This window comes from Arthrobacter sp. N199823 (assembly GCF_002929705.1).
In the GTDB taxonomy this organism is placed as follows: Bacteria; Actinomycetota; Actinomycetes; order Actinomycetales; family Micrococcaceae; genus Specibacter.
Window position 1 is genome coordinate 1 of sequence record NZ_PJIN01000004.1, and the last position, 21,564, is coordinate 21,564.

The following is a 21,564-nucleotide window of genomic DNA, read 5'->3' on the forward strand; positions in this document are numbered from 1 at the left end:
GCCACCACTAAATACCGAACCCGCCCGGCCCGAATACCCCAAATGGCTCAAAAACCTCATCACCAAAACCACCAAAAAACCAGCCAACTAAACCAGCCACACCAGCCGGACCACGCACCTAAAGCACCCTGACCGCGCAGCTAAACCAGCCAGACCAGCCTGACCAATCCGTAGCCGGAGGGTCACCCACAACTTACTGTGCGGCCCGACTTACGGTGCCTGCCGACTTACGGGATTGGCCGCCGCTTCCCGCCTGTCGTATGCTGAGAAAAGAACGCCCCCGCAGCCATGAACTGATGCACTCAGCCCATGCATGCACGCACCAGTAATCCTCGGTGAACAACTGCTGGCAGGCGGCTGGGTAGGATCACGAACGGGACGGCCCGTTTGCTCACTTGATTCGGGGACGACCTCGTAGAACAGGTTTGAACCCATGATTGCACCAGCCATACGCTCCATTTTCACCCCTATCGCGATCGCCCGCATTGTTGTCGGATGGGGAGCTGTCGCAGCCCTGATATTCATGGGCCCGCTCCTCACCCCGCCGGTTCCCACGCCAGCGCTTGTCACCGCGCTGCTGGCAATTGTCGCTGTCATCCTCGTTTGCGCTTTCGGGGTGGTTCACGAGGCCGAACATCTCGCCCGTCGCCTCGGCGACCCCTATGGTTCACTTGTCCTGACACTCTCGATCGTGCTGATCGAAGTGGTCCTGATCTCCGCGGTCATGCTGGGCCCAGGCGAGCACGCCACCATAGCGCGCGACTCCGTCATGGCAGTTTCCATGATCATCCTCAACGCAGTCATCGGCCTCTCAATACTGCTCGGCGGACTCAGGCACGGCAGCCTGCTGCACAACCGAACGGGCACCTCCGCCTACCTCGGCATGATCATCGTCCTGACCTCGATCGCCTTTGCACTCCCGGCCTTGATCGGTCGCGATGGTTCATACACTGCTGGCCAGCAAATCCCCGTCATCGTGCTCGCCCTGGGCCTGTACGCCTTTTTCCTTGTCCGCCAGATGGGCGCTCAGGCCAGCGACTTCACTGAGGTTGATCCCCGCCTGTTCGCCCCCAACAAGGCCGCCACGTCGAGAAGCAAAACCAAGAGCGACGGCGTCTCCTCCAACGGCGCTGCCTCCCCATCTCCCGCGGTTTCCACGCCAGCCATGCCCATCGCGGGCATCCTCGCCAAGCACCGCACCGAGATTATTCTGCGCATGGTTTTGTTGGTTGTCACGGTGCTGCCCATCGTGCTGCTGTCCCACGATATGGCCACCCTTCTGAACGACGGACTCAGCCGCGCAGGTGCGCCCGTTGCCCTTTCAGGGCTCTTGATCGCCATGATCGTTTTCCTCCCGGAATCCATCACTTCGGTGCGCGCAGCACTGGGTGGCGAAGCGCAGCGAGTTAACAACCTGTGCCACGGCGCCCTCGTCTCCACAGTAGGTTTGACCATCCCTACGGTGCTCATCATCGGGATGATGACGGGCCAGAACGTGGTCCTCGCGGAGTCGCCAGCCAACCTGCTTCTGCTCGGTGTCACAGTGTTACTCTCCGTCAACACCTTTGCCGCGAAGAAGGTAACGGCCATGCACGGCGCCGCCCACCTGGCGGTATTCGCCATGTACGGACTCGTCATCTTCTCCTGACCTTTGCCCAGAGCACGAACAAGGGTGGGAACCAGACCGAGGACGTGGATCCAGAGCTGCGTCAGGCCCTGGCGTTCGACGCCGGCCACCTGGCAGAAACGCTATGGAAGGAAACGGTGAGTAACACTGTGTTGGAATTTGGGCAGTAACGTTATTGACTGATTCCTATGTCTATCAATAACAGGGCCGCCGATATTTCTGAGCTGCTGAAGCAGCAGGCGGCCTTGATGCGTGTGGGGGACAAGCTGCCCTCCGTCAGGGCGCTATCCAAAACCCATGGTGCTAGTCCTGTGACCATCACCGAGGCGATCAGCACACTCTCAAGACTGGGGGTTGTGCGTGCAGAGCCAGGCCGTGGCACCTTTGTTGCCGGACGGGGTCAGAGCGAGAATTCATCCCACCCGGACTACCTCTCGCCAGGTCAGGAGAACCAGGAGCAGCAGTTCGTAGCTGGCCGAAACCAGCTCGCAGAACCCGATTACGCCTGGCAATCCTCCACTTTGGGCCGGTCCCGTATTGACGCGGGCCGTGCGGGGCGGCTGGATTCACACAGTACAGCTGGCCATGTGCAGTTGTCGTGGGGTTATCTGGCACCGGAACTGCAGCCCTTCGATGAGTTGCGCACCTTGGGGGTCCGCTGCGCCAGAAGCCATCGGGCCTGGACGATGGCCCCGCCCATGGGGCTCCCGGAATTGCGCCGGGTTTTTGCCGGCCAGCTCAGTGCGGAACCGGAGGACATGCTGATCATGCCAGGTGGGCAGCAGTCGCTGGTGTTTGCCATGCGCACCTTGGCCGATCCCGGGTCTACGCTCATCACCGAGAGCCCCAGTTATCCCGGAGCAGCCATTGCGGCCCAGTCCGCCGGGCTGAATCTAGCTGCGGTCCAGTCAGATGCACACGGAATCATCCCGGAGAAACTGGCCGAGGCTTTGGAGCGCACGCATGCCAAACTCATCTACCTTCAGCCCTGTTACGCCAACCCCACAGGTGCCATTCTCAGCCCCGAACGTCGCGTAGAAGTCTTGGCTTTGGCGAAGCGTTACGGTGCTTTCATCATTGAGGACGATTGGGCCCGGAACCTCTCTCTTGATGGAAACGCCCCGCCACCGCTATTTACTCAAGATCCGGATGGACACGTGGTCTCCATCGCCACACTGACCAAACCGGCCGCACCAGGGCTGCGCGTGGGTGCCATTGCCGCAAGAGGCCCTGCCGGGGAACGGCTGCGCACGGCGCGGATTGCCGACGACATGTGCGTCCCCCCGCTCACACAGGAAATTGCGCTTGGCCTCTTAACATCCTCGGCTTGGCCACGCCACCTCACGCGGCTGCGGGCCGGATTGCTGGAGCGCCGTGATGCCATGGTGGAGCAGGTCCAAACCTCCATGACCGGCGCAAAGGTGCCCAACGTCCCCACCGGCGGCATTCACTTGTGGGTCAAACTTCCAGAAGGCACCAACTCCACAACATTCACCACGGCGGCACACCAAGCAGGAGTACTCATCGGCGACGGCAAGCAGTACTACGTGGACGAACCCCCTGCCTCGTTCGTCCGTTTGTCCTTTAGTGCCGCGTCGATCCCGCAAATTCGTGCGGGTGTGCAACGGGTAGCAGCTCTGCTTTAGCCGTCGGTGATTAGTTCCTAGGCCTCAGCCTCCGGCAGGCCAAGCAGCGCGTTCTCCACCAGCTCAGATAGTGCAGGGTGGATCCAGTACTGCTTCTTCGCCACGTCATGAGCAGTTTGACCAAAATGCATGGCCTGAATCAGCGGCTGGATGACGGTGGCCGCTTCCGGCCCAATCACGTGCGCTCCCAGCAGCAAGCCAGTGGCAGGGTCAGCCAGCACCTTCAGGAAATGGCCGCTGTCTTCCCGCGCCCAACCAGCGGCAATGTCGCCATAGTTTTGCACTTTCACCGCATACGGAATTCCGGCCTTGATGGCGTGCGCCTCGGTGATACCAACAGAGGCAATCTGTGGATCACTGAATACCGCGGCCGGCACAAACCGGTGATCTGAACTGATGAGCGTGTCCGGGTGCGCCAAGTTGTGCTTGACCACCTTGGCCTCGTGGTTCGCTACGTGCTTGAGCTGGAACTTGGAGGAGATGTCGCCCAACGCGTAAATGCCCTCGACGCCGGTGCGCTGATGCTCATCAACCACCACCCGGCCATGACCGTCCAGTTCAACCCCGGTTTCCTCCACGGCCAAGTTCGCCCCGTTGGGTTTGCGTCCAGTAGCCACCAGCAACACCTCGCCCTGCAGCAGCTCCGAGCCGTTGGGCCCCTCCAGTTGAAGTTCGACGCCGTGAGCTAAGTCCCTCACGCCACTCACCTTCGTCTCAAGCAGGACTGTGTAGCGCGCCGCGGCCTCCTTGGTGAATTGCACCGAGACATCATCATCTTGAGACTTGAGCAGCCGCTTTCCTCGCGCAATTTGAGTGACCTGCACGCCAAAGGAGGAAAACACATGGGCAAATTCCGCAGCGATATAGCCGCCACCCAGAATAATGATGCTGGCAGGCAACGTCTCCAGCCGCATGATCGAATCTGAAGTATGGAACGTGGCTTGGCCCTGGTTCTCTCCAGCAGCGAGGCCGGGAATGTCCGGGATAACAGCATGGGAGCCCGCAGCCAGAACAAATCTGTCGGCAGTCACCTCGGCGGTGCCGCCGTCGTGCAGGTCAACGTGCAAGCTCTTGTGCCCGGTGAATCGGCCGCGCCCGGCAAAGACGGTGATGTTGGGGCACTCGGGTCCTTCTCGGTACTGCCGGCCACCGGCTTCGATGGCGTCGATTCGCCCGAAGATTCTGTCCCGAATGCCCGGCCAGTCCACGGAATTCAGCTGGGCGTCGATGCCCAGCGCCTTGCCGTGCCGCGCGGCGTCGGCCAACTCTGCTGGATGGACAAACATTTTGGTGGGGATGCAGCCAACGTTCAGGCAGGTACCGCCGAAGTGGCCGTCCTCCACGATAGCGATATTCCAATGGTCAAACTCCGGTCCCGGGATGGAGTTTCCGGAGCCGGTACCGATGATGACGAGGTCAAAGTGAGGCATGGGGAGCGCATCCGTTCAGTGGGGGAATAAGCACGAGGGATTCGAGTATGGCAGGTTCCGCACTGTTCCCGGCACACAAAGGTCCGCCGCCGCAGTGATGCGCCGGCGGACCAAGAGTCAGCCTATCCTCAGATCGCCACCAGTCTAGATCCAGAGGGGTGCTGGGGGTGTGTTGGTGATGGTGGTGCGTCCTGCTGCCCAGCCGAGGATTTTTGTGAGGGGGCCGGTGATGGTGATGGCGTCGGGGTTGGTGAGGTCGCCGTAGCGGGTGTCGCTGCCTTCGACGTCGATGATGAGGCCGGTGTCGGTGCCGCGGGTTTTCCAGGCGCTGGTGATGTCTTGTAGGAGTCGTTCCAGGACTGGTGTGGGGATGTCTGTGACTGTGGCGCCGTTGTTAAGGTCGACGGCGTGGAGCCAGACTTCGCGGGTGCGCATCCACACCGTCTCCGATGCGGGAACGGTGCGGCCCTGGGCGGTCTTGACCAGATTGGACCAGTTCTCATCGGGCAAGTCGCGCCATTCCACGCTCAAGTGCACGGCGGCGTGATCGGTGAGATTACGCAGGGCGATGGGGGACAAGGTCGCACCAAAGTCTATTTCTTGGTTGCGGGCGGTGGGGGAGGAATACATGGGTGTCTCCACCCCGGTCGCGGCCCACTCAATCAGGCGAGCAATCGCGCGTGCGTTATATCCAATATGCGCGGCCAGGTGCCGACGGCTCCAGCCGGGCAAGAGGGAATCGCCGTCGAGTTCCTCATCGGAGAGCTCATTGAGTTTACGGGCGAAGAACGCGGTACCGCGCCGGGCCTGCAGGAGGGCTTCCTGCAGGTACGGATCGGTGGTCAAATCATGGCGGGCAACCATCAGACTTCCGTGACTACCTTGTTGGTGAGCGTGCCTAGGCCCTCGATCGTGGTGAGAAGGATCTGGCCCTCGGCGAGGTAGCGCTTGGGATCGCGAGCATGGCCGACACCGCCGGGGGTGCCGGTCGCGATAACATCACCTGGGTTGAGGGTGATGATGGTGGAGATGTAATGCACCAGGAACTCGGGGGTGAAGACGACATCGCCGGTGGGGGTGGACTGCATGATCTCGCCATCAACCGCGGAGGTCATGAGCGGGCCGGCCGTGAATTCATCGCTCGTGACCAGAGCGGGGCCGAACGGGGTGCTGTTCTCCCACGTCTTACCCTGCAGCCACTGGATGGTGCGGAATTGGTAGTCGCGCATGGAGACATCGTTGAGCACGGCGTAGCCGGCGATGTGATCACCTGCGTCGGCTTCTGGGATGCGACGTCCGGGCTTGCCGATGATCACGGCGAGTTCGGCTTCCCAGTCCACGGCGTCCGATTCTGCCGGTAGGGCCAGGTCATCGTTGGGGCCGATGAGGGACTCGGCGTACTTAGCGAACAGGGTCGGGTACGGGGGAACTTCCCGGCCCATTTCCTTGATGTGGTTACGGTAGTTATGGCCCACGCAAATAATCTTGCCCGGTGCGGGCACGACGGCAGCCAAGTCAGCACCGGTGTACGGGTGGGTTGCCCCGGTAGCGGCTGCCGCAACAGTCTTCCAGTCCGGGTTCTTCAAGAGTTCACCGACGGAGGCGTAGCCGTCGATTTCGGTGAGGGTATCGCCGTCTTGGCGGACAGCCTGAGTGGGTGTGGTGCCGTTGGGGGTGCGCAGAGTCAGAAGTTTCATGTTAGTTAGTGCGTCCTTCGATGTAAGTACGGTTGAGGTTCAGGCGTTCGATGATGGGGTGGTCACCGAAGTGGAAAAGATCAAATTCTGTTTCAGCGTGCAAGGAGAAGGCTGCCCAGGACGGGACCACGATCAGATCACCCTTTTCCAGGATGTTCGTTTCGCCGTTGATCACGATCGAGCCGCGTCCTTCGAAGACTTGGTAGACGCTGGAGCCGACTTCACGAACGGTCTCGGTGGAAGCACCGGCACGTAAGCGGTGGAACTGGGCCCGGATGGTAGACATGACGTCCCCGCCGGTGGTCGGGTTCACGAAGCGCACAGCTGCATGACCCTGGGAAACGGTGGCCGGGTGGCCCTCATCTTCGAGGCGGAGCTGTTCGGTCAAGGCACGGTCGGTGTGCTCCCAGCGGTAAGCACCGATGGGGGAGGAGATGGTGTTTTGCAGGCCGGAGAGCGGGCGCAGGCCCGGGTTGGCCCAGAGACGTTCGGAACGGGAGATATCAGGGGTGGATTCATCCGTGACTCGCTCGGTACCGAATTCAAAGAACGCGGTATCGGTGTAATGCACGAACGGGATATCCAGGCCATCGAGCCAGGCCATGGGCTGATCGGTTTCGTTATGGTGGCCGTGGAAATTCCACCCCGGAGTCAACAGGAAATCACCACGAGACATGCGCACCGGGTCCCCGTTAACAACAGTCCAAACCCCTTCGCCCTCGACGACAAAACGGAACGCGTTTTGTGAGTGGCGGTGTTCCGGTGCTGTTTCGTGTCCGCCCAAGTACTGGATAGCAGCCCACAGAGTCGGGGTCACGTAGGGCTTACCGCCCAGACCCGGGTTAGCCAGAGCGATCGCGCGGCGTTCCCCGCCACGACCCACAGGCACCAGGTCACCGGAACGCTCAGCCAAGGGGAGTAGCGTGTTCCACCGCCACACATGCGCAACAGCCTTAGGGGTCGGTACCATCGGCATCAGATCAGCGATCTGCGTCCACAAAGGGATCAGGTTCTCAGATTCAAAGTCCTGGTACAACACCTCCAACGCGGCGGCCTCTTCTGGCGTCGCCTCGGGCACTACCTGCCCCGCGGCAACTGACTCATGCGTGATGTTATCGGCGTTGATGGACACTTCTGACCTCCTGCTGGGAATAATAAATGTTGCTCTGGTCACAACCCTAGGGTGGGGTCTCATGGTGTCAAAACAAATTCTGTCTAGCAGAATTTATTGGCTAAAACTGCCGCTGTCGGTATTCCAGTTGGGTTGGAGCGCAGAAAAGAGGTCAGTCTCTGGCGGCTGGATTTGCGGCAATGTCCACTTCCAGTTGGCGCCGCATCTCGGACAGGCTTTGCACCAGACCCGCATCAAAGAGCGGCCGGAAACGCGCCACCGGCGTCGCTACACTCAGGGCGCCCACCACGTCGCCGGCGCCGTTGTGCAGGGCCATGCCCAGAGCGCTGATGCCCTCCTCTGTGCCTTCGAAATTTGCGGCAAATCCGTTGCGGCGCACGGCCGCCAGTTCCCTTTCAAGTGCCGGAAACTGTTTTTCGGAAACAAAATCTCCACCAATTTCAGAGCTATTGCTACTGAACAATTTGCGCACGATGGCGGGATCAAGTTCGGCCAACATGGCTTTGCCGCCCGAAGCTTTGTGCGCTGACATGACGCTGCCTTGGCGATCCCCAACCCGCAGGGCGTTAGCGCTTTCCACGGTACTGAGGAACCTGACCTTGGTACCCACGCGCACGGTGAGGTTGACGGTCTCATTGAGGTGGGCAGCAAGGAGTTCCATGTGGGGGCGGGCTAGATCGCGCAGCTTGAGGCTCCAGCCCAGTCCGGCAGGCCCCACTCCGATCGCCACGCCTGGAACATAGTTCTTGAACTCGTCTTGGACCGCAAACCCACGGTAGACCAGCATGGCCAGCAGCCGGTGTGCCGTGGAAGGGGCCACTCCCAGTTCGGCCGCAGCGTCCTTGAGCCGCAGCTTGCCGCCGTCTCGCAGCAGCTGCAAGAGCCGTAACGCGTTGTCTACCGCTTCGATGGGATATTGGGGTTTATTGCGTGGGTCAACATTCTGCATAGCAGAATCATATTGCAATTGAGCTGTGAAGTGGGCCACCATCGTGAGATGGATTACACAACTTCTTCAGCCGGTAGGCGCACCAAGTCCGCCGCTGCCGGCCCGGACGGCTCCACAGGCCCCAAGATCTCCCGGCCAGCTCTCATGGCCGTTCTGGTCTGCTGGCTGCTGGTGGTGTTTGACGGCTACGACTTGATTGTCTACGGTACCGTTCAGTCCTCACTGATCAACGACACCGGCTGGGGGCTGACCAAGGCCACGGCGGGAACGGTCGGTTCACTGGCCTTTGCCGGCATGATGATCGGCGCTATCTTCGCCGGCCGCCTGGCCGACAAGCTGGGCCGCCGCACCACAATTCTTGGTTGCTCCATTGCCTTCTCGCTTTTTAGTGTCCTGTGCGCCTTCGCTCCCAACGCTTACATCTTTGGAGCCCTGCGTCTGCTGGCAGGAATTGGCTTGGGTGGATTGGTTCCCTCAGCCAACGCGTTGGTAGCGGAGCTGGTGCCCGTCAAGTGGCGATCAGCCATTGCTACGTTGATGATGTCAGGTGTTCCCATCGGCGGAACCATTGCCGCCTTGGTTGGCATTCCACTGATCCCGGTCTTTGGATGGCCTGTCATGTTCATGATTGCCGGGTTGGCCTTGGTGGTTGTTGTGCCGCTGGGCTTCAAGTACCTACCCAAGACTGCCGCACCCACCTCTTCCACAGAGCGCGGCGGATTTGGCGCATTACTCAAGGCACCGTACTTGGGGGCCAGCATCCTCTTTGCTTTAGCCACGCTCGCAACGCTCTTTGCCTGGTACGGTCTGGGCACCTGGCTTCCCAACCTGATGCAGATGGCCGGCTACAACCTCGGCTCAGCACTGACCTTTGCCGTGGCCCTGAACTTGGGTGCGGTGGCGGGCTCGGTCATAACAGCGTGGGCAGGCGGCAGGTTTGGACCTGTTCGCACCGGAGTGGTTGCCGCAGCCGTGGCTGCCGCAGCCTTGGCGGTCATCGTTTCAGGACCGCCCGTGGGAGTTGTTTACGCAATGCTCGTCTTGGCAGGCGTCGGCACCCACGGCACCCAGTGCCTGATCATTGCAGCCGTTGCTACCAGATACCCCGCCCATCTGCGCGGCACGGCACTTGGTTGGGCACTCGGCGTCGGCCGGATCGGTGCCGTGGCTGCTCCCCAGGTTGGTGGCGTACTGCTGGCCGCCGGGATGGGCGTCAATTCGAACTTCATGGCCTTCGCCGGCGCCGCAGCCGTGGCCGCCATCCTTCTCTGGGTTATCTCGGTGCGCATCAAAAGCACCCCGGAATCCATCACCACTTCATCCGTCTCCACCTCGTCCGTAGGAATCACCAATGTCTAATGCACCTTTGTCCACCACGGCCCAGTCCAGCACCGGCACGGCAACCACCCCAACTCAGGATGTCCTGGTAGTTGGCGGCGGCATGGCCGGATTGGCAGGTGCCCTTGCACTGCGGGAAAATGGTGCATCCGTAACCCTTGTTGAAAACGCTGCCGAATTCGGTGAAGTAGGAGCGGGTCTGCAGATGGCCCCCAACGCCTCCCGCGTCCTGAAGCGCTGGGGCTTGCTGGAGAAGGCCCTGGAAATCGGCGTCCAGCCCAAGCACCTCGTCTTCCGTGACGCCATCACCGGTGAGGAATTGACCCGCCAGTCCCTCGGCGCCGAATTCGAAGAGCACTACGGCGCCCCGTACGTGGTGATCCACCGCAGCGACCTGCACCGCATCCTCCTGGACGCTTGCCGCGACTCCGGAGTGAACCTGCAAAATGGCGTTTTTGTCCAGAAGGTAGAGACCGACGGCGTTAAGGCCCGGGCGTTTGCCGCCAACGGCGACGTCTACGAGGCTGATGCCGTTCTGGCTGCAGATGGCTTGAAGTCAACGTTGCGCAAGGCTGTCTCCGAGGACACTCCCGTACCGTCGTCGTATGTTGCTTACAGGGGTACCGTGCCCATCACGGACGCCACGCCTCAGGCCGACCTGGAAGACGTCATTGTCTACCTGGGCCCGAACTGCCACCTAGTTCAGTACCCACTGCGCAAGGGGGAGTTGCTGAATACGGTGGCCGTGTTCAAGTCGGCTTCGTTTGAACGTGGGGAAGAGCAGTACGGCGGCGTTGACGAGCTCGAAGCAGCCTACAAGGACTGTGTCCCTGCCGTTCAGAACGCTTTGGCGAACTTGGCCACCAGCATCCGCTGGCCCATGTATGACAAGAACCCCATTGAGAACTGGGTGACCGGCCGCATGGCACTCATCGGCGATGCCGCACACCCCATGCTCCAGTACTTGGCACAGGGTGCCTGCCAGGCATTGGAAGATGCGGCAGTTCTGCAGGAAGTGACGCAGGGGACCGTGTTCACCGAAGCCGGTATTGACGCTGCAGCGTGGGAAGGCGCATTCAAGGACTTCAATGAGGCCCGCGCAGCCCGCACCGCACGCGTCCAGCGCACCGCACGAGTCTGGGGCGAGTCCTGGCACGTTTCCGGCCTGGCACGCACGCTTCGCAACATGCTGTTCAAGAGCCGCGGCGACGGCAACTACCAGTACAACGACTGGCTGTACGGCCAGGAAGGCGACGGCGTTCCCTCCGTGAAGCCGGTCGAGAAGAAGGTTCTCGCAGGCTAATTGCGCTAACGCTGCCACAAAGAAAGTGCCCGTCCCAACTGTTGGGGCGGGCACTTTCTTGTTTCAGGCTAGGCGGTCTGGCTAGCTTGGTCGAATGCCCTCGAGTAACAGTGTCAACGCGCGTTGAGCGGACACAGGCCAACCGGATTCTTTGACAGGGGCCGCCACGTGCGCCATGGCTGACATCAGTAGCATGTCCGTGGGCTCAAAGTCGTCTCGGACTACCTGCTGCTCCTTGGCCCTTGCCACAAGAAACTCAAGCTGATGCGTTATCCGATGCTGGAGGGAGTCCAGGGCTTCGTGAAGTTCTTGATGGGAGGAGCCTCGGGCCCAACCGGCCCCGCCGACATAGCCACCAAGAATCAATTCACGCATGCCACGATCGTTCAGAAATTGTTCCGTGGACTTGGTCAAAAAGTAGACCAGCCCCTCCCAGGGATCCTCGTGACCATTGGCATCAATCGACAGTTTCTCACCGTAGTCAAGGTGCTCTCGGTAAACTTCCAGAATCAACAAATCTTTGTCACGGTACCGGCGGTACAGGGTTGCCACTCCCACGCCGGCGGCCTTGGCAATGTCAGCCAGAGGCACCCCCAGCCCATCCTTGGCGAACAATTCATGGGCCTCTTGACGCAAGTGCTCTAGGCGCGCGGTGACGGACTCAACAGCGGCAGCTTCCGCAGTAGCTTCCGCGGCCGAATCGTGGGGGTTCATGCCCGGCAAGTGTGTCATGCAAGTGGCTTTCGGTAGTAGGGCGGGTTACAAGTGGCGTCAACCTCAGTCTATCGTGAAATTAAACACGGCGGAATAGCTGTTCCGCATGAGCTAAGCTATGAGGAATAGTTGTTCCGCTGGGACAGCTTCATCACCTGAAAGAAGCAAAAGAGACTTATGAGCATCGTTACAAAATCGGACCAGAGGAGCCAGACTCCGCAATTGGCACCTGACTCCAAATGGGTCGGCCTTCGCTGGTGGTCCATGTTGGCCATCGGCATGTCCCAACTCATGGTGGTGCTTGATGCAACCATTATGAACGTGGCGCTTCCGAGCGCCCAGATTGAACTTGCTTTTTCGGACACACTCCGTCCGTGGGCCATCACGGCCTACGCTCTCGCCTTTGGCGGTTTGCTCCTGTTGGGAGGCCGTATTGCTGACCTGATGGGTCGCAAGCAGATCTTCCTCATTGGCTTGGTGGGCTTCGCCGTAGCCTCGGCACTCGGTGGCGCTGCCCCCACTTTCGCGATCCTGCTGGCCGCGCGCGTACTGCAGGGAATCTTCGCGGCCCTGTTGGCTCCGGCAGCTCTCTCGTTGTTGACCACCACCTTCATCGATCCCGCAGAACGTGGCAAAGCCTTTGGTATCTTCGGTGCTCTAGCTGGTGCCGGAGGCGCTGTCGGTCTGCTGCTCGGTGGCGTGCTGACGGAAACACTATCTTGGCGCTGGACGCTTTACGTCAACATCGCCTTTGCGGCCATTGCTTTTGTGGTGGGCCTTATTGCCATCGCCCCCACAGCGAGTGAACGGGGCGTTAAGCTGGATGTTCCGGGCGCCATCTTTGCCTCATTGGGCTTCTTTGCCTTGGTCTTCGGATTTACCAATGCTGAAGAACGTGGCTTTGGTGACGTGCGCACCTGGGGCTTCCTCGCCGCCGGACTGGTTCTGCTCGTTGTCTTCGTCATGATCCAACGCAAGGGAAAGTCTCCGCTGCTGCCGCTGCACATTGTGCTTGACCGGGATCGGGGAGCCTCCATGATCGCCATTTTCGTCGCTGGGGCAGTGGTCTTTGGTGTGAACCTGTACCTGGTGTACTACCTGCAGATCGTGCTCGGTTTCACCCCGTTGCAAACCGGCTTGGCCGTACTCCCGTTGTGCTTGGGAATCATGATCGCTGCGGTTGTTTCTGCCTCGGCACTCATGCCCAAGTTGGGGGCAAAGATGCTGGTTCCGGCCGGCATGGTCATCTCTGCCATTGGCTCAGTCCTGCTGATGTCGGCCAAGGCTGACAGCAGCTACGCTCTGCATGTCGCTGTGCCGATGTTCGTCATTGCTCTTGGTCTGGGTGCCATTATTTCCTCGGCAATGAGCGTAGGCACCTTGGGTGTTGACCGCCATCATGCGGGTGCCGCATCCGCAGCCGTGAACGCATCACAGCAGCTTGGCGGCTCCATTGGCCTAGCCGTGCTGAACACCTTGGTTGCCGGAGCAACCATCACGGCTCTCGACGGCGGCAAGGGTCAGCTGGAATCCCTCGTCGGCGGTTACTCAGGCGCATACTTCGCCTGCGCCGTGTTGCTGGTGGTAGGCGCCATCGTGACGGCCCTGATGTACAGACGCCGTGCCGACGCGGCCGTTCCCACCGGCGAAGCAGCCGTGCACATGTAGTCTTCTGGCGCCTGCAGTGCTCGCATGGCCAGCCAGCTGATAGGCGGCTAAAGAGGTCCGCCTTGTTTTGCTCGTGCTGACACTGATGCCTAGAACTCCGACCCGCAGGATCTCAGGCTGGCATGTCAACCACGGATGGGTTCGATGAGTAGCGATCTAAGCAGCCTCGTGGATCCTGGCAACATTGACGCAGCCCTCCTAGCGGCTAGGGGATTAGATCCCGAACGCATCAGGGAATCCCTGTTCAGAGGTGACGGATTTATGACAGATTCGGCAGATTGGTTCGCTCGGGCATACCTCACAGAATTAGCCGATGTTCCACACGCCGAACAAATCGGCGCCAAAATAGCTACCGAGTCCAAAAAACTTGTCATCGAGTACTTGGCAGAATCCATTGGTGGAAAAGACCTAGAAGATTGGGCAACCAGCCAAGAGAGACCCCTGAGTCAAGATCAACGCAACGCCTGGCGAGAGGCAGCACAACAACTCCGGGAAATTTCCGTTCCCTAGAACACGAGATCCGCACTGGCCTTGGCAAGAGCTAGGCGGGAATCGAGCGAAAAGAGCGGGGCTGCAACCTTGAAGGTTGCAGCCCCGCCGAGTTCCCGCAAATGCTGCCTAGGCGCTGGTGGCGTCCTGCACCTCGCCGACCAGTTCCTCGATGATGTCCTCCAAGAAAAGAACACCAGTGGTGTTCCCCTCCGCATCAAACACTCTTGCCACGTGGGCGCCGGTTCGGCGCATGACTGCTAGGGCATCTTCTAGCTCAAGACCACTGAACGTGGACGCCAATGCCCGAATACGCTTCGCCGGAACTGGCTCGTGGAGCTTCTGAGCCGTGGTCAGGTCCATGACGTCCTTCAGGTGCAGGTAACCAACAGGTTCCCTGTCAGCGTTCACGAGGATGTAGCGGGAGTACCCGTGTTTGGCCACCGCAGACTGGATGTCGGCGGGGGAGGAACCCTCCGGCAACAGGACCATGTCACGGAGCGGAACCTCAACATCGGAGACCTTCTTGGTGGTGAACTCAAACGCGTTGCTCAGCGTGCCACTGACATCGTTGAGCATCCCGTCACGGGTGGATTGCTCCACGATACCTGCCACCTCATCCAGGGTGTAGGCGCTGGTGGCTCCGTCCTTGGGCTCCACCCGGAAGAGGCGCAGGATGGCGTTGGCGATGCCGTTCAGGCTCCAGATCACCGGTTTGACGATGCGGGCCACCATGACCAGCGGCGGAGCCAGGATTAGGGCCGCACGTGTGGGCACGGAGAAGGAAATGTTCTTCGGGACCATTTCACCGATCACCACGTGCAGGAAGGTGACCAGCAGCAGCGCCGTGATGAACGCGATGATGCCGATGGCCTCCGCGCTCAGGGAGGTCAAGCCTAGCGGGAGTTCGAGCAGGTGGTGGATCGCCGGCTCGGAGACATTGAGAATCACCAAGGAACACACGGTGATGCCCAGCTGGCTCGTGGCCAGCATCAGCGTGGCATGTTCCATGGCCCAGAGGGTAGTCTTCGCTGCCTTGGAACCTGCCTCAGCCTTGGGCTCGATCTGCGAACGACGGGCGGATATGACGGCGAATTCCGCGCCGACAAAGAAGGCGTTGATGACCAGCAGCACGACGAGCCAGATGATTCCGGGAAGATATTCACTCATGGGTCAGGTCCTGGGTCATGTTCTCGATGATCTGGTCGTGTTCGCTCCGGGAAGGGTCCAGCGGAGTGAATTTCAAACGCTCAATATGGGTCCCCAATACGCGTTCCACGCGCAGGGTGCCTTCTGAGAGGGACACTTCGTCGCCGAGTTCGGGGATTCGGTCCAGTTGGTCGGTGACGAAACCTGCGAGGGTGTCATATTCCTCGCCGTCCGGAACCTTGATCCCGGTGCGGTCCAGCAGTTCGTCCGGGCGCAACGAGGCGTCAAAGGTCACTGAACGCCCGGTTTTCACGACCCCGACACGGACCTTGTCGTGTTCGTCCTCCAATTCCCCGACGATCTCTTCCACGAGGTCCTCGAGAGTGACGATTCCGGCGGTTCCGCCGTGTTCGTCGGAGACGATGGCTACCTGCAGGCCCTGCTGGCGCAGCAGTCCCAGAAGCGATTCAACGCCCATCGATTCGGGGATCCGTAACGGTGCATGCATCAAGTCGGCGGCGAGCTGTGTAGCGCGTTGCTCCACGGGCAGGGCAAAGGCCGCCTTGACATGCAACACGCCCAGGATTTCGTCACGGTCCCGGCCGATCACCGGGAAACGGGAGAATCCTGTTTGGATGGCCAAGGCAATGATGTCCTCGGCATGATCCTGTGCATCTACGGCGACCATGCGCACGCGCGGTGTCATCACATCTGCGGCGCTGAGCTCGGAGAAGCGCAGAGTGCGATGCAGCAGCGTGGCGTGGTCCTGGTCCAGGACCCCTTCCAAGGCCGAGCGGCGAACCAACGAGCTGAGTTCCTCGGCGCTGCGTGCGCCGGAGAGTTCTTCCTTCGGCTCGATGCCGAAAGACCGAATGATGGCGTTGGCGGTGTTGTTGAACAGCAGAATTACGGGTTTGAACACGGTAGTGAACAACGCCTGAAAGGGAATCACTACCTTGGCCGTTGCCAACGGCAGGGCGAGGGCGAAGTTCTTGGGAACCAGCTCGCCGATGATCATGGAGAACACCGTGGCAATGAAGATGCCGATCACTGCGCCGATCCCCGGCACGAACGTTTCCGGAACTCCTACCCCCAGCAACGGACCCCGCAGCAGCGAACTAATAGCCGGTTCAAAGGTATAGCCGGTCAGCAGGGTGGTCAGGGTGATGCCCAGTTGGGCGCTAGAGAGGTGCGTGGAGGTGATTTTCAGGGCTTTGATGGTGGGGCCCAGACGTTTTTCTCCGCGCGCGGCGCGGGCTTCAAGGTCGTTGCGGTCCAGGTTGACCAGCGCGAATTCGGAAGCGACGAACAAGCCGGTGCCCACGGTGAGGACCAGACCAATGCCGATCATGATCCATTCATACATTGGGGCGCCCCTCTCCGGTGGGTGTCGGAATCAATCCGACAGGTGGGGAGAGGGGCCAGGGCATATGTGTTGGGGGGTCATCCATAGTATGACCAACTATACGGGGCCTGCCGGCCGGTAGCCGTGTTTTTGTGGCGCAGAAACCTTGATGTTTCCCGTGAATGTTCGTTCCCTGAAGCGGCTGCGGTCGCCTTCGCGTCCTTACCATCCACGGACCCGGGGCTAAGCCATGTCTGGAGATCCGAACCCCACCAGCAGACGGGGGAATAGCTGCCAGACTCCTTGCTGAAGGGTAGCGAGCGCATCGGCGCTGCCAGTATGAATGTCTAACAAACACTGCTGGAACATGCCATCGAAGAGAGCATAAACAGTGCGTCGTGGCAAAGCTATTTCGGTACCGTGGAAAGCTGCGTAGGTACTGACGATGGTCCAGATCATTGTCTCAAGGCTAGAATCGACCTCGGTGACATCTGCGTGGAAGTCGTCGTCAAACATGCTCTGATTGCGTAGGTCGTACCAAAGTCTGTGCATGGGAGTATCGTCGCGAGCCGATGCGGCCAAGGCCGCAGCAAAAGCCAAGCGCACTTGCTCAGCAGAGGTGGCGTTGGATGTTATTGCGTCATAGTGCCCAACACAAGCCAGCTTGTATTCGCGCACACAGTAGGTGATGAGCTCTACCTTGTCGCGGAAGTAATAGTGGAAGACCCCGTGAGAAAATCCGGATTTCTGGGCAATCTCCCGCAAACTGGTTCGGGCATAGCCAAAGTCGTTCAAGGTGGCCAATGCGGCGGCTGCCAGTTCCGCCCGGCGCACCTCAAACCTTTCCGCCTGCCGGCTCTCTGAACTCAAGGCATCAGCAACAGAAGCCTGCGTTGCGACATCCGATTCGGTAGCTTCCCTGACAACATTCCGATTGGTCATCATTGCCTCTCTTCTACGGCCACTATAGACCGAAAGGCGCGGATTAATGCGTGATTCGCACTTGAGAGTGCCCCGCGGACCAACCCAGTGCAGTGACTGCCACAGGACTAACCGAGGCGGGCACCGACTGGGGCATAGGCCAAAAGAGCCCGTCCCCGCACAGTGACCGTGCGCAGGGGCGGACTCTCTTGATGTGGTTCTTTCACTTCAGATCTAGGCAGTGCCAGCCAAGGCGTCCGCGCCGGCAAGGCGAATCAGCGGGACAGCAGCAGGACGCTCACAGGTGCTGGCAATGGTGACGAGCGCACCGGTATGCGCTGATTTCAGCACCGATTCCATGACTTCCAGCGCGTGGTAAGCCAAAGCGCCGCCTGCGCGGGGTTCCGCTCCGGGAGCCGTGGCGGCCAGATCATGCAGACCAATCCCGCGTGAGCCATCCACGTAGCCGGCGGAAACGGGCAGTGTTTCCCACTCGCTATCGCCAAGACGGCGCAGCTGTACATCTCCTTCGAACCTATTGGGATCAGGAACAATCAGAGAACCGGATTCCCCGTGGATCTCAATGTTGGCAGCCCGTGTTGCGACCGCATCGAAGCTCATGATCACGGTCGAGAGAGCGCCGGATTCATGAACGAGGACGCCACTGACATGGGTATCCGTTGATACGGGGATAACCTCACCGGCGCGGGGACCGGAGCCGATGGTCCGCTCGTCCCGGGTGTGGCTGGCAGCACCAATCACTGACTTCACCGGGCCCAACAAGGTCACCAACGATGAGACGTAATACGGGCCCATGTCGAGCAGCGGACCACCACCGGGCACATAGTAAAAGTCCGGGTTGGGGTGCCAACGCTCGTGCCCGGGGCACATCATGGTGGCTGTTGCCGAGATGGGACGGCCAATAAGGCCGTCATCAATGGCACGCCGGGCAGTCTGCGTCCCCGTCCCCAGGACGGTGTCCGGTGCGCAGCCAACAGTGACTCCGGCAGCGGATGCGGCAGCCAAAACAGTGGCCGCCTCCTCGGCAGTGGCCGCCAACGGTTTTTCGCCGTAGACGTGCTTGCCCGCTGCTATTGCCTGTAGCGCTACTTGCGCATGCGCGGCAGGGATGGTGAGGTTCAAGACCAACTGGACCTCGTCGTCGTCCATCAATTCCGCCACCGAAAGCGCGCGCACGCCGGGCAAATCAGCGGCCACGGCCTGCGCTCGGGCCACATCCAGATCCGCAACGGCAACCAGCCGCAGCGTGTCTAGGGACGGGAGCGTCTTTAGATACTGGGCAATGATGTTTCCACAGCCCACAATGCCGATGTTGAGAATATTTAGCGGCTGGCCCACAACATGCCTCTTTCAATGATGGTTTTGACGTTGGGATCTTCAAGAATTTCTACACGGTGGCCAGGGGTGGAGACGAAGATTCGGCCCTTGCCCCACTGGCGTGTCCAAATCGCGGGGGAGGTGACCTCACGGTTCCAGGCGTCCCACGGACGGACCTTTTGCGTGGTTGTCGCGAGTACATCGATGTAGTCATCGGCCAGGACCCAGTACTGTTCGGTCACCAGATCGAAGTCGCCAATACCCTCCGTGATGGGGTGGTTGGTGGCCGCCGGGGCCATAGTGACGGTGTAGGGAACGTAGTTATCTGACTGTTCGCCCGTGGCCTCATCGGGATGATTTCCGGGGTGGCAGGCGAACTGGCCGCCAATCAGGTGCAGGTAATCGGAGTTGTTGCGGTACGAATCGGCGATCCCGCCGTGCCAGCCGGCCAAGCCTGTGCCATTTTCAACAGCGGTACGCAGACCTTTGAATTCCTCCGGCTCTATTGTGGTCATGGTGTTGCACTGCACGATCAAATCCACTCCGGCCATGTAGTTGGCATCGGCGTAGACGGCCGGGCTTTCTTCAATGCGGACGCTAAAGCCGTTCGCACGCAGGTACGGGATGAATAAATCGGTGGCCTCAACGGGTTGGTGTCCGTCCCAGCCGCCGCGCACAACGAGCGCGTTTTTTGTCTCTGTCATGAGTTTTCCTCTTGGTCTGTGGTGGTGAAGATGCTGTTCTTCGTAGCGCTGTCTTCCACTGCGGCCAGGACGCGTTGCACGCCCAACGCCTCAGCGAACGACGGCGTGGGTTGGGTTTTGTTACCCAGTGCCGTGACCAGGTCCACCACTTGATGCGTGAAGCCGTGCTCGTAGCCCAGGCCGTGTCCGGTGGGCCACCAGTTGCCTACGTAGGGATGTTCGGGTTCGGTGACCATGATGCGGTGGAAGCCGCGGGAGCCGGCTTCATCGCGCTGATCGTAGAACTGCAGGAAGTTCATATCCTCGAAGTCGAACGCCAAGGAACCCAGTGAGCCATTTACTTCCAGGCGCATGGCGTTTTTCCGCCCTAGAGCGGCACGGGTCGCCTCGAACACGCCGATGGGACCGCCGTCGAACCTTGCGGAAAAGATGACAGCGTCATCAACTGTAACCGGCCCCATTTCGGTACTGGCGTCCACTGTGGTGTTCCCGCCGAGTCCCACGAACTCCCCGCCAGTGGGGCGTTGGGTGGTAAAGGTTTCCATGATGGCGGAGACGCCGGTGATGCGTTGGCCGGTGACGAATTGTGCGGCATCAATGCTGTGTGCGCCGATGTCGCCGAGCGCGCCAGAGCCGGATTTCGTCTTGTCCATGCGCCAGGTCAGGGGTCCGTTTTCATCCGAGAGCCAGTCTTGGAGGTATTGGGCGCGGACATGACGGATGGTCCCGACTTTGCCGTCGGCGATCATGCGTTTCATGAGTGCCAAGGCTGGGGTGCGGCGGTACGAATACCCGCACATGGCAAACACGCCGTTGCGGGCCGCCTCCGCCGCGACCTCGGTCATTTCCTGGGCCTCGGCCACACTGTTGGCGAGCGGTTTTTCGCACAGAACGTGCTTGCCTGCCCGCAGTGCTGCGATGGCGATTTCAGCGTGGGTGTCTCCGGGCGTGCAGATATCGATCAGGTCAATATCCTCGCGTGCAATCAGTGCCCGCCAATCGGTTTCCGTGGAAGCCCAGCCCATCTGTGCGGCGGCATGTTCGACGGCGGATTGGTTACGTCCGGCGATGGCCGTCAGTTCCGGGGTGAGAGGTAAGTCGAAGAAGCGGTGCGCGTTGCGCCACGCATGGGAGTGGGCTGCTCCCATGAAGGCGTAGCCCGCCATGCCCACACGCAAGGCAGGATTCTGCGGTGTCATATGAATAGTGTCCTTTCGAGAGCTACTTGCTGAATCCGGCGGTGAGGCCGCTGAGCAGTTGGCGGCGGCCAATGATGTACAGCACCAAGATGGGCAGCGTGGTCAAAACAACGGAGGCCAGAACAGCGGGGATATTGACCGAGTACTGGCCCTGGAACGTCCAGAGCGCCAGGGGGAGTACGCGCAGCTCAGGGCTTTGCGTCAAGATCAGTGGCAGCAGGAAGCCGTTCCAGACGCCCAGACCGTTGTAGATGGAAACTGTGACAATGGCCGGCTTGGTCAGGGGTAAGGCTAGGCGCCACATGGTCTGCCATTCACTGCAGCCATCCAGGCGCATGGATTCAAACAATTCATTAGGAACGTCCCTGATGAAGTTGGAAAGAATCAGCACGGTGAGGGGGATGGCAAACGCGATCGATGGCAGTACCAGCGCCAGCAGTGAATCGTACAGATTCATCTTGATGATCAGCAGGTAGACCGGGATGATGGTGGCCTGCAGCGGGATGGCTAGTCCCATCAAGAACAGTCCGTTGACTCCTTTGAGGAACCGGCTTTGACCGCGCACAATGGCGAAGGCAGCCATAAAGGAGAACCCGACTGCGGGTACGGTGGCACCCAACGTGACGATGACGCTGTTCAGGAAGTAGCGGCCAAAATCATTGGCAATCACCATCTTGTAGTTGTCCAGCGTCGGTTCCGAGGGTATGGCCAGGGGGTTTTGACTGAAGTACCCGGCCTGAGACTTGAAGGACGTCACCACAATGTAATAGACCGGGATGATGATGATGGCCAGCCAGATCCAACCAGCTGCACCCGCTGGCAGGTTCAACTTTCTTAGGCGGTCGCCAACACGCGTGGCTGAGTTGACGTTCCGCTTGGTGGGGGTTGCCCGTGTTGGCAAAGTAGTTGCCATGG

The 21,564-nt window shown here is 60.2% G+C and carries 19 protein-coding genes; 6 read left to right on the plus strand and 13 right to left on the minus strand.

Features of this window, described 5'->3' with window-relative positions:
* Positions 1-433 precede the first annotated feature (433 nt).
* Positions 434-1,648, plus strand: a complete 1,215-nt coding sequence (locus CXQ93_RS10175) for a calcium:proton antiporter (RefSeq protein ID WP_104110333.1) — start codon at positions 434-436, stop codon at positions 1,646-1,648.
* Positions 1,649-1,815: 167 nt separating this feature from the next.
* Positions 1,816-3,273 carry a PLP-dependent aminotransferase family protein gene (locus CXQ93_RS10180; RefSeq protein ID WP_181036121.1) on the plus strand — a complete coding sequence of 486 codons (1,458 nt, stop codon included), beginning with the start codon at positions 1,816-1,818 and terminating at the stop codon, positions 3,271-3,273.
* 17 nt (positions 3,274-3,290) lie between these two features.
* Here the strand turns inward: CXQ93_RS10180 and CXQ93_RS10185 are convergent, their stop codons facing one another.
* The 5 genes from CXQ93_RS10185 to CXQ93_RS10205 all read right to left on the minus strand — a co-directional run bounded on the left by CXQ93_RS10185 (position 3,291) and on the right by CXQ93_RS10205 (position 8,481).
* Complete coding sequence (locus CXQ93_RS10185) at positions 3,291-4,703, minus strand: mycothione reductase (RefSeq protein ID WP_104110334.1); 1,413 nt, start codon at positions 4,701-4,703, stop codon at positions 3,291-3,293.
* Between the two features lie 144 nt (positions 4,704-4,847).
* Positions 4,848-5,567: a maleylpyruvate isomerase family mycothiol-dependent enzyme gene (locus tag CXQ93_RS10190; RefSeq protein ID WP_104110335.1), complete on the minus strand. Its 720-nt coding sequence runs from the start codon at positions 5,565-5,567 to the stop codon at positions 4,848-4,850.
* Positions 5,567-6,400, minus strand: coding sequence for a fumarylacetoacetate hydrolase family protein (locus CXQ93_RS10195; protein ID WP_104110336.1), 834 nt, complete (start codon positions 6,398-6,400; stop codon positions 5,567-5,569). Before CXQ93_RS10195 ends, CXQ93_RS10190 begins: the two co-directional genes overlap by 1 nt.
* Before the next feature lies 1 nt (position 6,401).
* On the minus strand, positions 6,402-7,532 hold the full coding sequence (locus CXQ93_RS10200; protein WP_104110337.1) for a cupin domain-containing protein: 1,131 nt from the start codon (positions 7,530-7,532) through the stop codon (positions 6,402-6,404).
* A gap of 151 nt (positions 7,533-7,683) precedes the next feature.
* Positions 7,684-8,481: an IclR family transcriptional regulator gene (locus tag CXQ93_RS10205; RefSeq protein WP_104110640.1), complete on the minus strand. Its 798-nt coding sequence runs from the start codon at positions 8,479-8,481 to the stop codon at positions 7,684-7,686.
* Positions 8,482-8,529: 48 nt separating this feature from the next.
* Between CXQ93_RS10205 and CXQ93_RS10210 the strand changes: the two genes are divergently transcribed.
* Both CXQ93_RS10210 and CXQ93_RS10215 read left to right on the plus strand, forming a co-directional pair.
* Positions 8,530-9,840 (plus strand): aromatic acid/H+ symport family MFS transporter, encoded by a 1,311-nt coding sequence (locus tag CXQ93_RS10210; protein ID WP_104110338.1) that lies wholly within the window; start codon positions 8,530-8,532, stop codon positions 9,838-9,840.
* An 82-nt stretch (positions 9,841-9,922) separates the two neighbouring features.
* Complete coding sequence (locus CXQ93_RS10215; protein ID WP_374953400.1) at positions 9,923-11,122, plus strand: FAD-dependent monooxygenase; 1,200 nt, start codon at positions 9,923-9,925, stop codon at positions 11,120-11,122.
* 81 nt (positions 11,123-11,203) lie between these two features.
* Here CXQ93_RS10215 and CXQ93_RS10220 read toward each other — a convergent pair whose 3' ends face one another.
* Positions 11,204-11,836, minus strand: a complete 633-nt coding sequence (locus tag CXQ93_RS10220) for a TetR/AcrR family transcriptional regulator (protein ID WP_181036122.1) — start codon at positions 11,834-11,836, stop codon at positions 11,204-11,206.
* A 177-nt stretch (positions 11,837-12,013) separates the two neighbouring features.
* On the opposite strand from CXQ93_RS10220, the gene CXQ93_RS10225 reads away from it, so the two are divergent.
* Both CXQ93_RS10225 and CXQ93_RS10230 read left to right on the plus strand, forming a co-directional pair.
* The gene (locus CXQ93_RS10225) at positions 12,014-13,504 is read left to right on the plus strand and encodes an MFS transporter (RefSeq protein WP_104110341.1); all 1,491 of its coding nucleotides are present in this window, start codon (positions 12,014-12,016) and stop codon (positions 13,502-13,504) included.
* 144 nt (positions 13,505-13,648) lie between these two features.
* Positions 13,649-14,014, plus strand: coding sequence for a hypothetical protein (locus CXQ93_RS10230; RefSeq protein ID WP_146073209.1), 366 nt, complete (start codon positions 13,649-13,651; stop codon positions 14,012-14,014).
* A 108-nt stretch (positions 14,015-14,122) separates the two neighbouring features.
* On the opposite strand, the gene CXQ93_RS10235 is transcribed toward CXQ93_RS10230, so the two are convergent.
* The 7 genes from CXQ93_RS10235 to CXQ93_RS10265 form a co-directional block, all read right to left on the minus strand.
* Complete coding sequence (locus CXQ93_RS10235) at positions 14,123-15,163, minus strand: hemolysin family protein (RefSeq protein ID WP_104110343.1); 1,041 nt, start codon at positions 15,161-15,163, stop codon at positions 14,123-14,125.
* Positions 15,156-16,508, minus strand: coding sequence for a hemolysin family protein (locus tag CXQ93_RS10240; RefSeq protein WP_104110344.1), 1,353 nt, complete (start codon positions 16,506-16,508; stop codon positions 15,156-15,158). The genes CXQ93_RS10235 and CXQ93_RS10240 overlap by 8 nt, the downstream gene beginning before the upstream one ends.
* A gap of 222 nt (positions 16,509-16,730) precedes the next feature.
* A complete protein-coding gene (locus tag CXQ93_RS10245) occupies positions 16,731-17,432 on the minus strand; it encodes a TetR/AcrR family transcriptional regulator (RefSeq protein WP_258068800.1) in 702 nt (233 codons plus the stop codon).
* A 210-nt stretch (positions 17,433-17,642) separates the two neighbouring features.
* A complete protein-coding gene (locus CXQ93_RS10250; protein ID WP_104110345.1) occupies positions 17,643-18,767 on the minus strand; it encodes a Gfo/Idh/MocA family protein in 1,125 nt (374 codons plus the stop codon).
* Entirely contained in the window at positions 18,752-19,450 is a 699-nt protein-coding gene (locus CXQ93_RS10255) for a ThuA domain-containing protein (protein ID WP_104110346.1), read from the minus strand. The genes CXQ93_RS10250 and CXQ93_RS10255 overlap by 16 nt, the downstream gene beginning before the upstream one ends.
* On the minus strand, positions 19,447-20,649 hold the full coding sequence (locus CXQ93_RS10260) for a Gfo/Idh/MocA family protein (RefSeq protein ID WP_104110347.1): 1,203 nt from the start codon (positions 20,647-20,649) through the stop codon (positions 19,447-19,449). Before CXQ93_RS10260 ends, CXQ93_RS10255 begins: the two co-directional genes overlap by 4 nt.
* 22 nt (positions 20,650-20,671) lie before the next feature.
* A complete protein-coding gene (locus CXQ93_RS10265) occupies positions 20,672-21,562 on the minus strand; it encodes a carbohydrate ABC transporter permease (protein WP_104110348.1) in 891 nt (296 codons plus the stop codon).
* Positions 21,563-21,564 lie beyond the last annotated feature (2 nt).

Excerpts from the sequence above, each read along its gene's own strand:
- CXQ93_RS10240 (WP_104110344.1), bottom strand. The coding sequence starts at position 16,508 with ATGTATGAATGGATCATGATCGGCATTGGTCTGGTCCTCACCGTGGGC.
- CXQ93_RS10180 (WP_181036121.1), top strand. The coding sequence starts at position 1,816 with ATGTCTATCAATAACAGGGCCGCCGATATTTCTGAGCTGCTGAAGCAG.
- CXQ93_RS10205 (WP_104110640.1), bottom strand. The coding sequence starts at position 8,481 with ATGCAGAATGTTGACCCACGCAATAAACCCCAATATCCCATCGAAGCG.
- CXQ93_RS10195 (WP_104110336.1), bottom strand. The coding sequence starts at position 6,400 with ATGAAACTTCTGACTCTGCGCACCCCCAACGGCACCACACCCACTCAG.
- CXQ93_RS10225 (WP_104110341.1), top strand. The coding sequence starts at position 12,014 with ATGAGCATCGTTACAAAATCGGACCAGAGGAGCCAGACTCCGCAATTG.
- CXQ93_RS10230 (WP_146073209.1), top strand. The coding sequence starts at position 13,649 with ATGAGTAGCGATCTAAGCAGCCTCGTGGATCCTGGCAACATTGACGCA.
- CXQ93_RS10245 (WP_258068800.1), bottom strand. The coding sequence starts at position 17,432 with ATGATGACCAATCGGAATGTTGTCAGGGAAGCTACCGAATCGGATGTC.
- CXQ93_RS10235 (WP_104110343.1), bottom strand. The coding sequence starts at position 15,163 with ATGAGTGAATATCTTCCCGGAATCATCTGGCTCGTCGTGCTGCTGGTC.
- CXQ93_RS10265 (WP_104110348.1), bottom strand. The coding sequence starts at position 21,562 with ATGGCAACTACTTTGCCAACACGGGCAACCCCCACCAAGCGGAACGTC.
- CXQ93_RS10175 (WP_104110333.1), top strand. The coding sequence starts at position 434 with ATGATTGCACCAGCCATACGCTCCATTTTCACCCCTATCGCGATCGCC.
- CXQ93_RS10210 (WP_104110338.1), top strand. The coding sequence starts at position 8,530 with ATGGATTACACAACTTCTTCAGCCGGTAGGCGCACCAAGTCCGCCGCT.
- CXQ93_RS10255 (WP_104110346.1), bottom strand. The coding sequence starts at position 19,450 with ATGACAGAGACAAAAAACGCGCTCGTTGTGCGCGGCGGCTGGGACGGA.
- CXQ93_RS10185 (WP_104110334.1), bottom strand. The coding sequence starts at position 4,703 with ATGCCTCACTTTGACCTCGTCATCATCGGTACCGGCTCCGGAAACTCC.
- CXQ93_RS10215 (WP_374953400.1), top strand. The coding sequence starts at position 9,923 with ATGGCCGGATTGGCAGGTGCCCTTGCACTGCGGGAAAATGGTGCATCC.
- CXQ93_RS10190 (WP_104110335.1), bottom strand. The coding sequence starts at position 5,567 with ATGGTTGCCCGCCATGATTTGACCACCGATCCGTACCTGCAGGAAGCC.
- CXQ93_RS10260 (WP_104110347.1), bottom strand. The coding sequence starts at position 20,649 with ATGACACCGCAGAATCCTGCCTTGCGTGTGGGCATGGCGGGCTACGCC.
- CXQ93_RS10220 (WP_181036122.1), bottom strand. The coding sequence starts at position 11,836 with ATGAACCCCCACGATTCGGCCGCGGAAGCTACTGCGGAAGCTGCCGCT.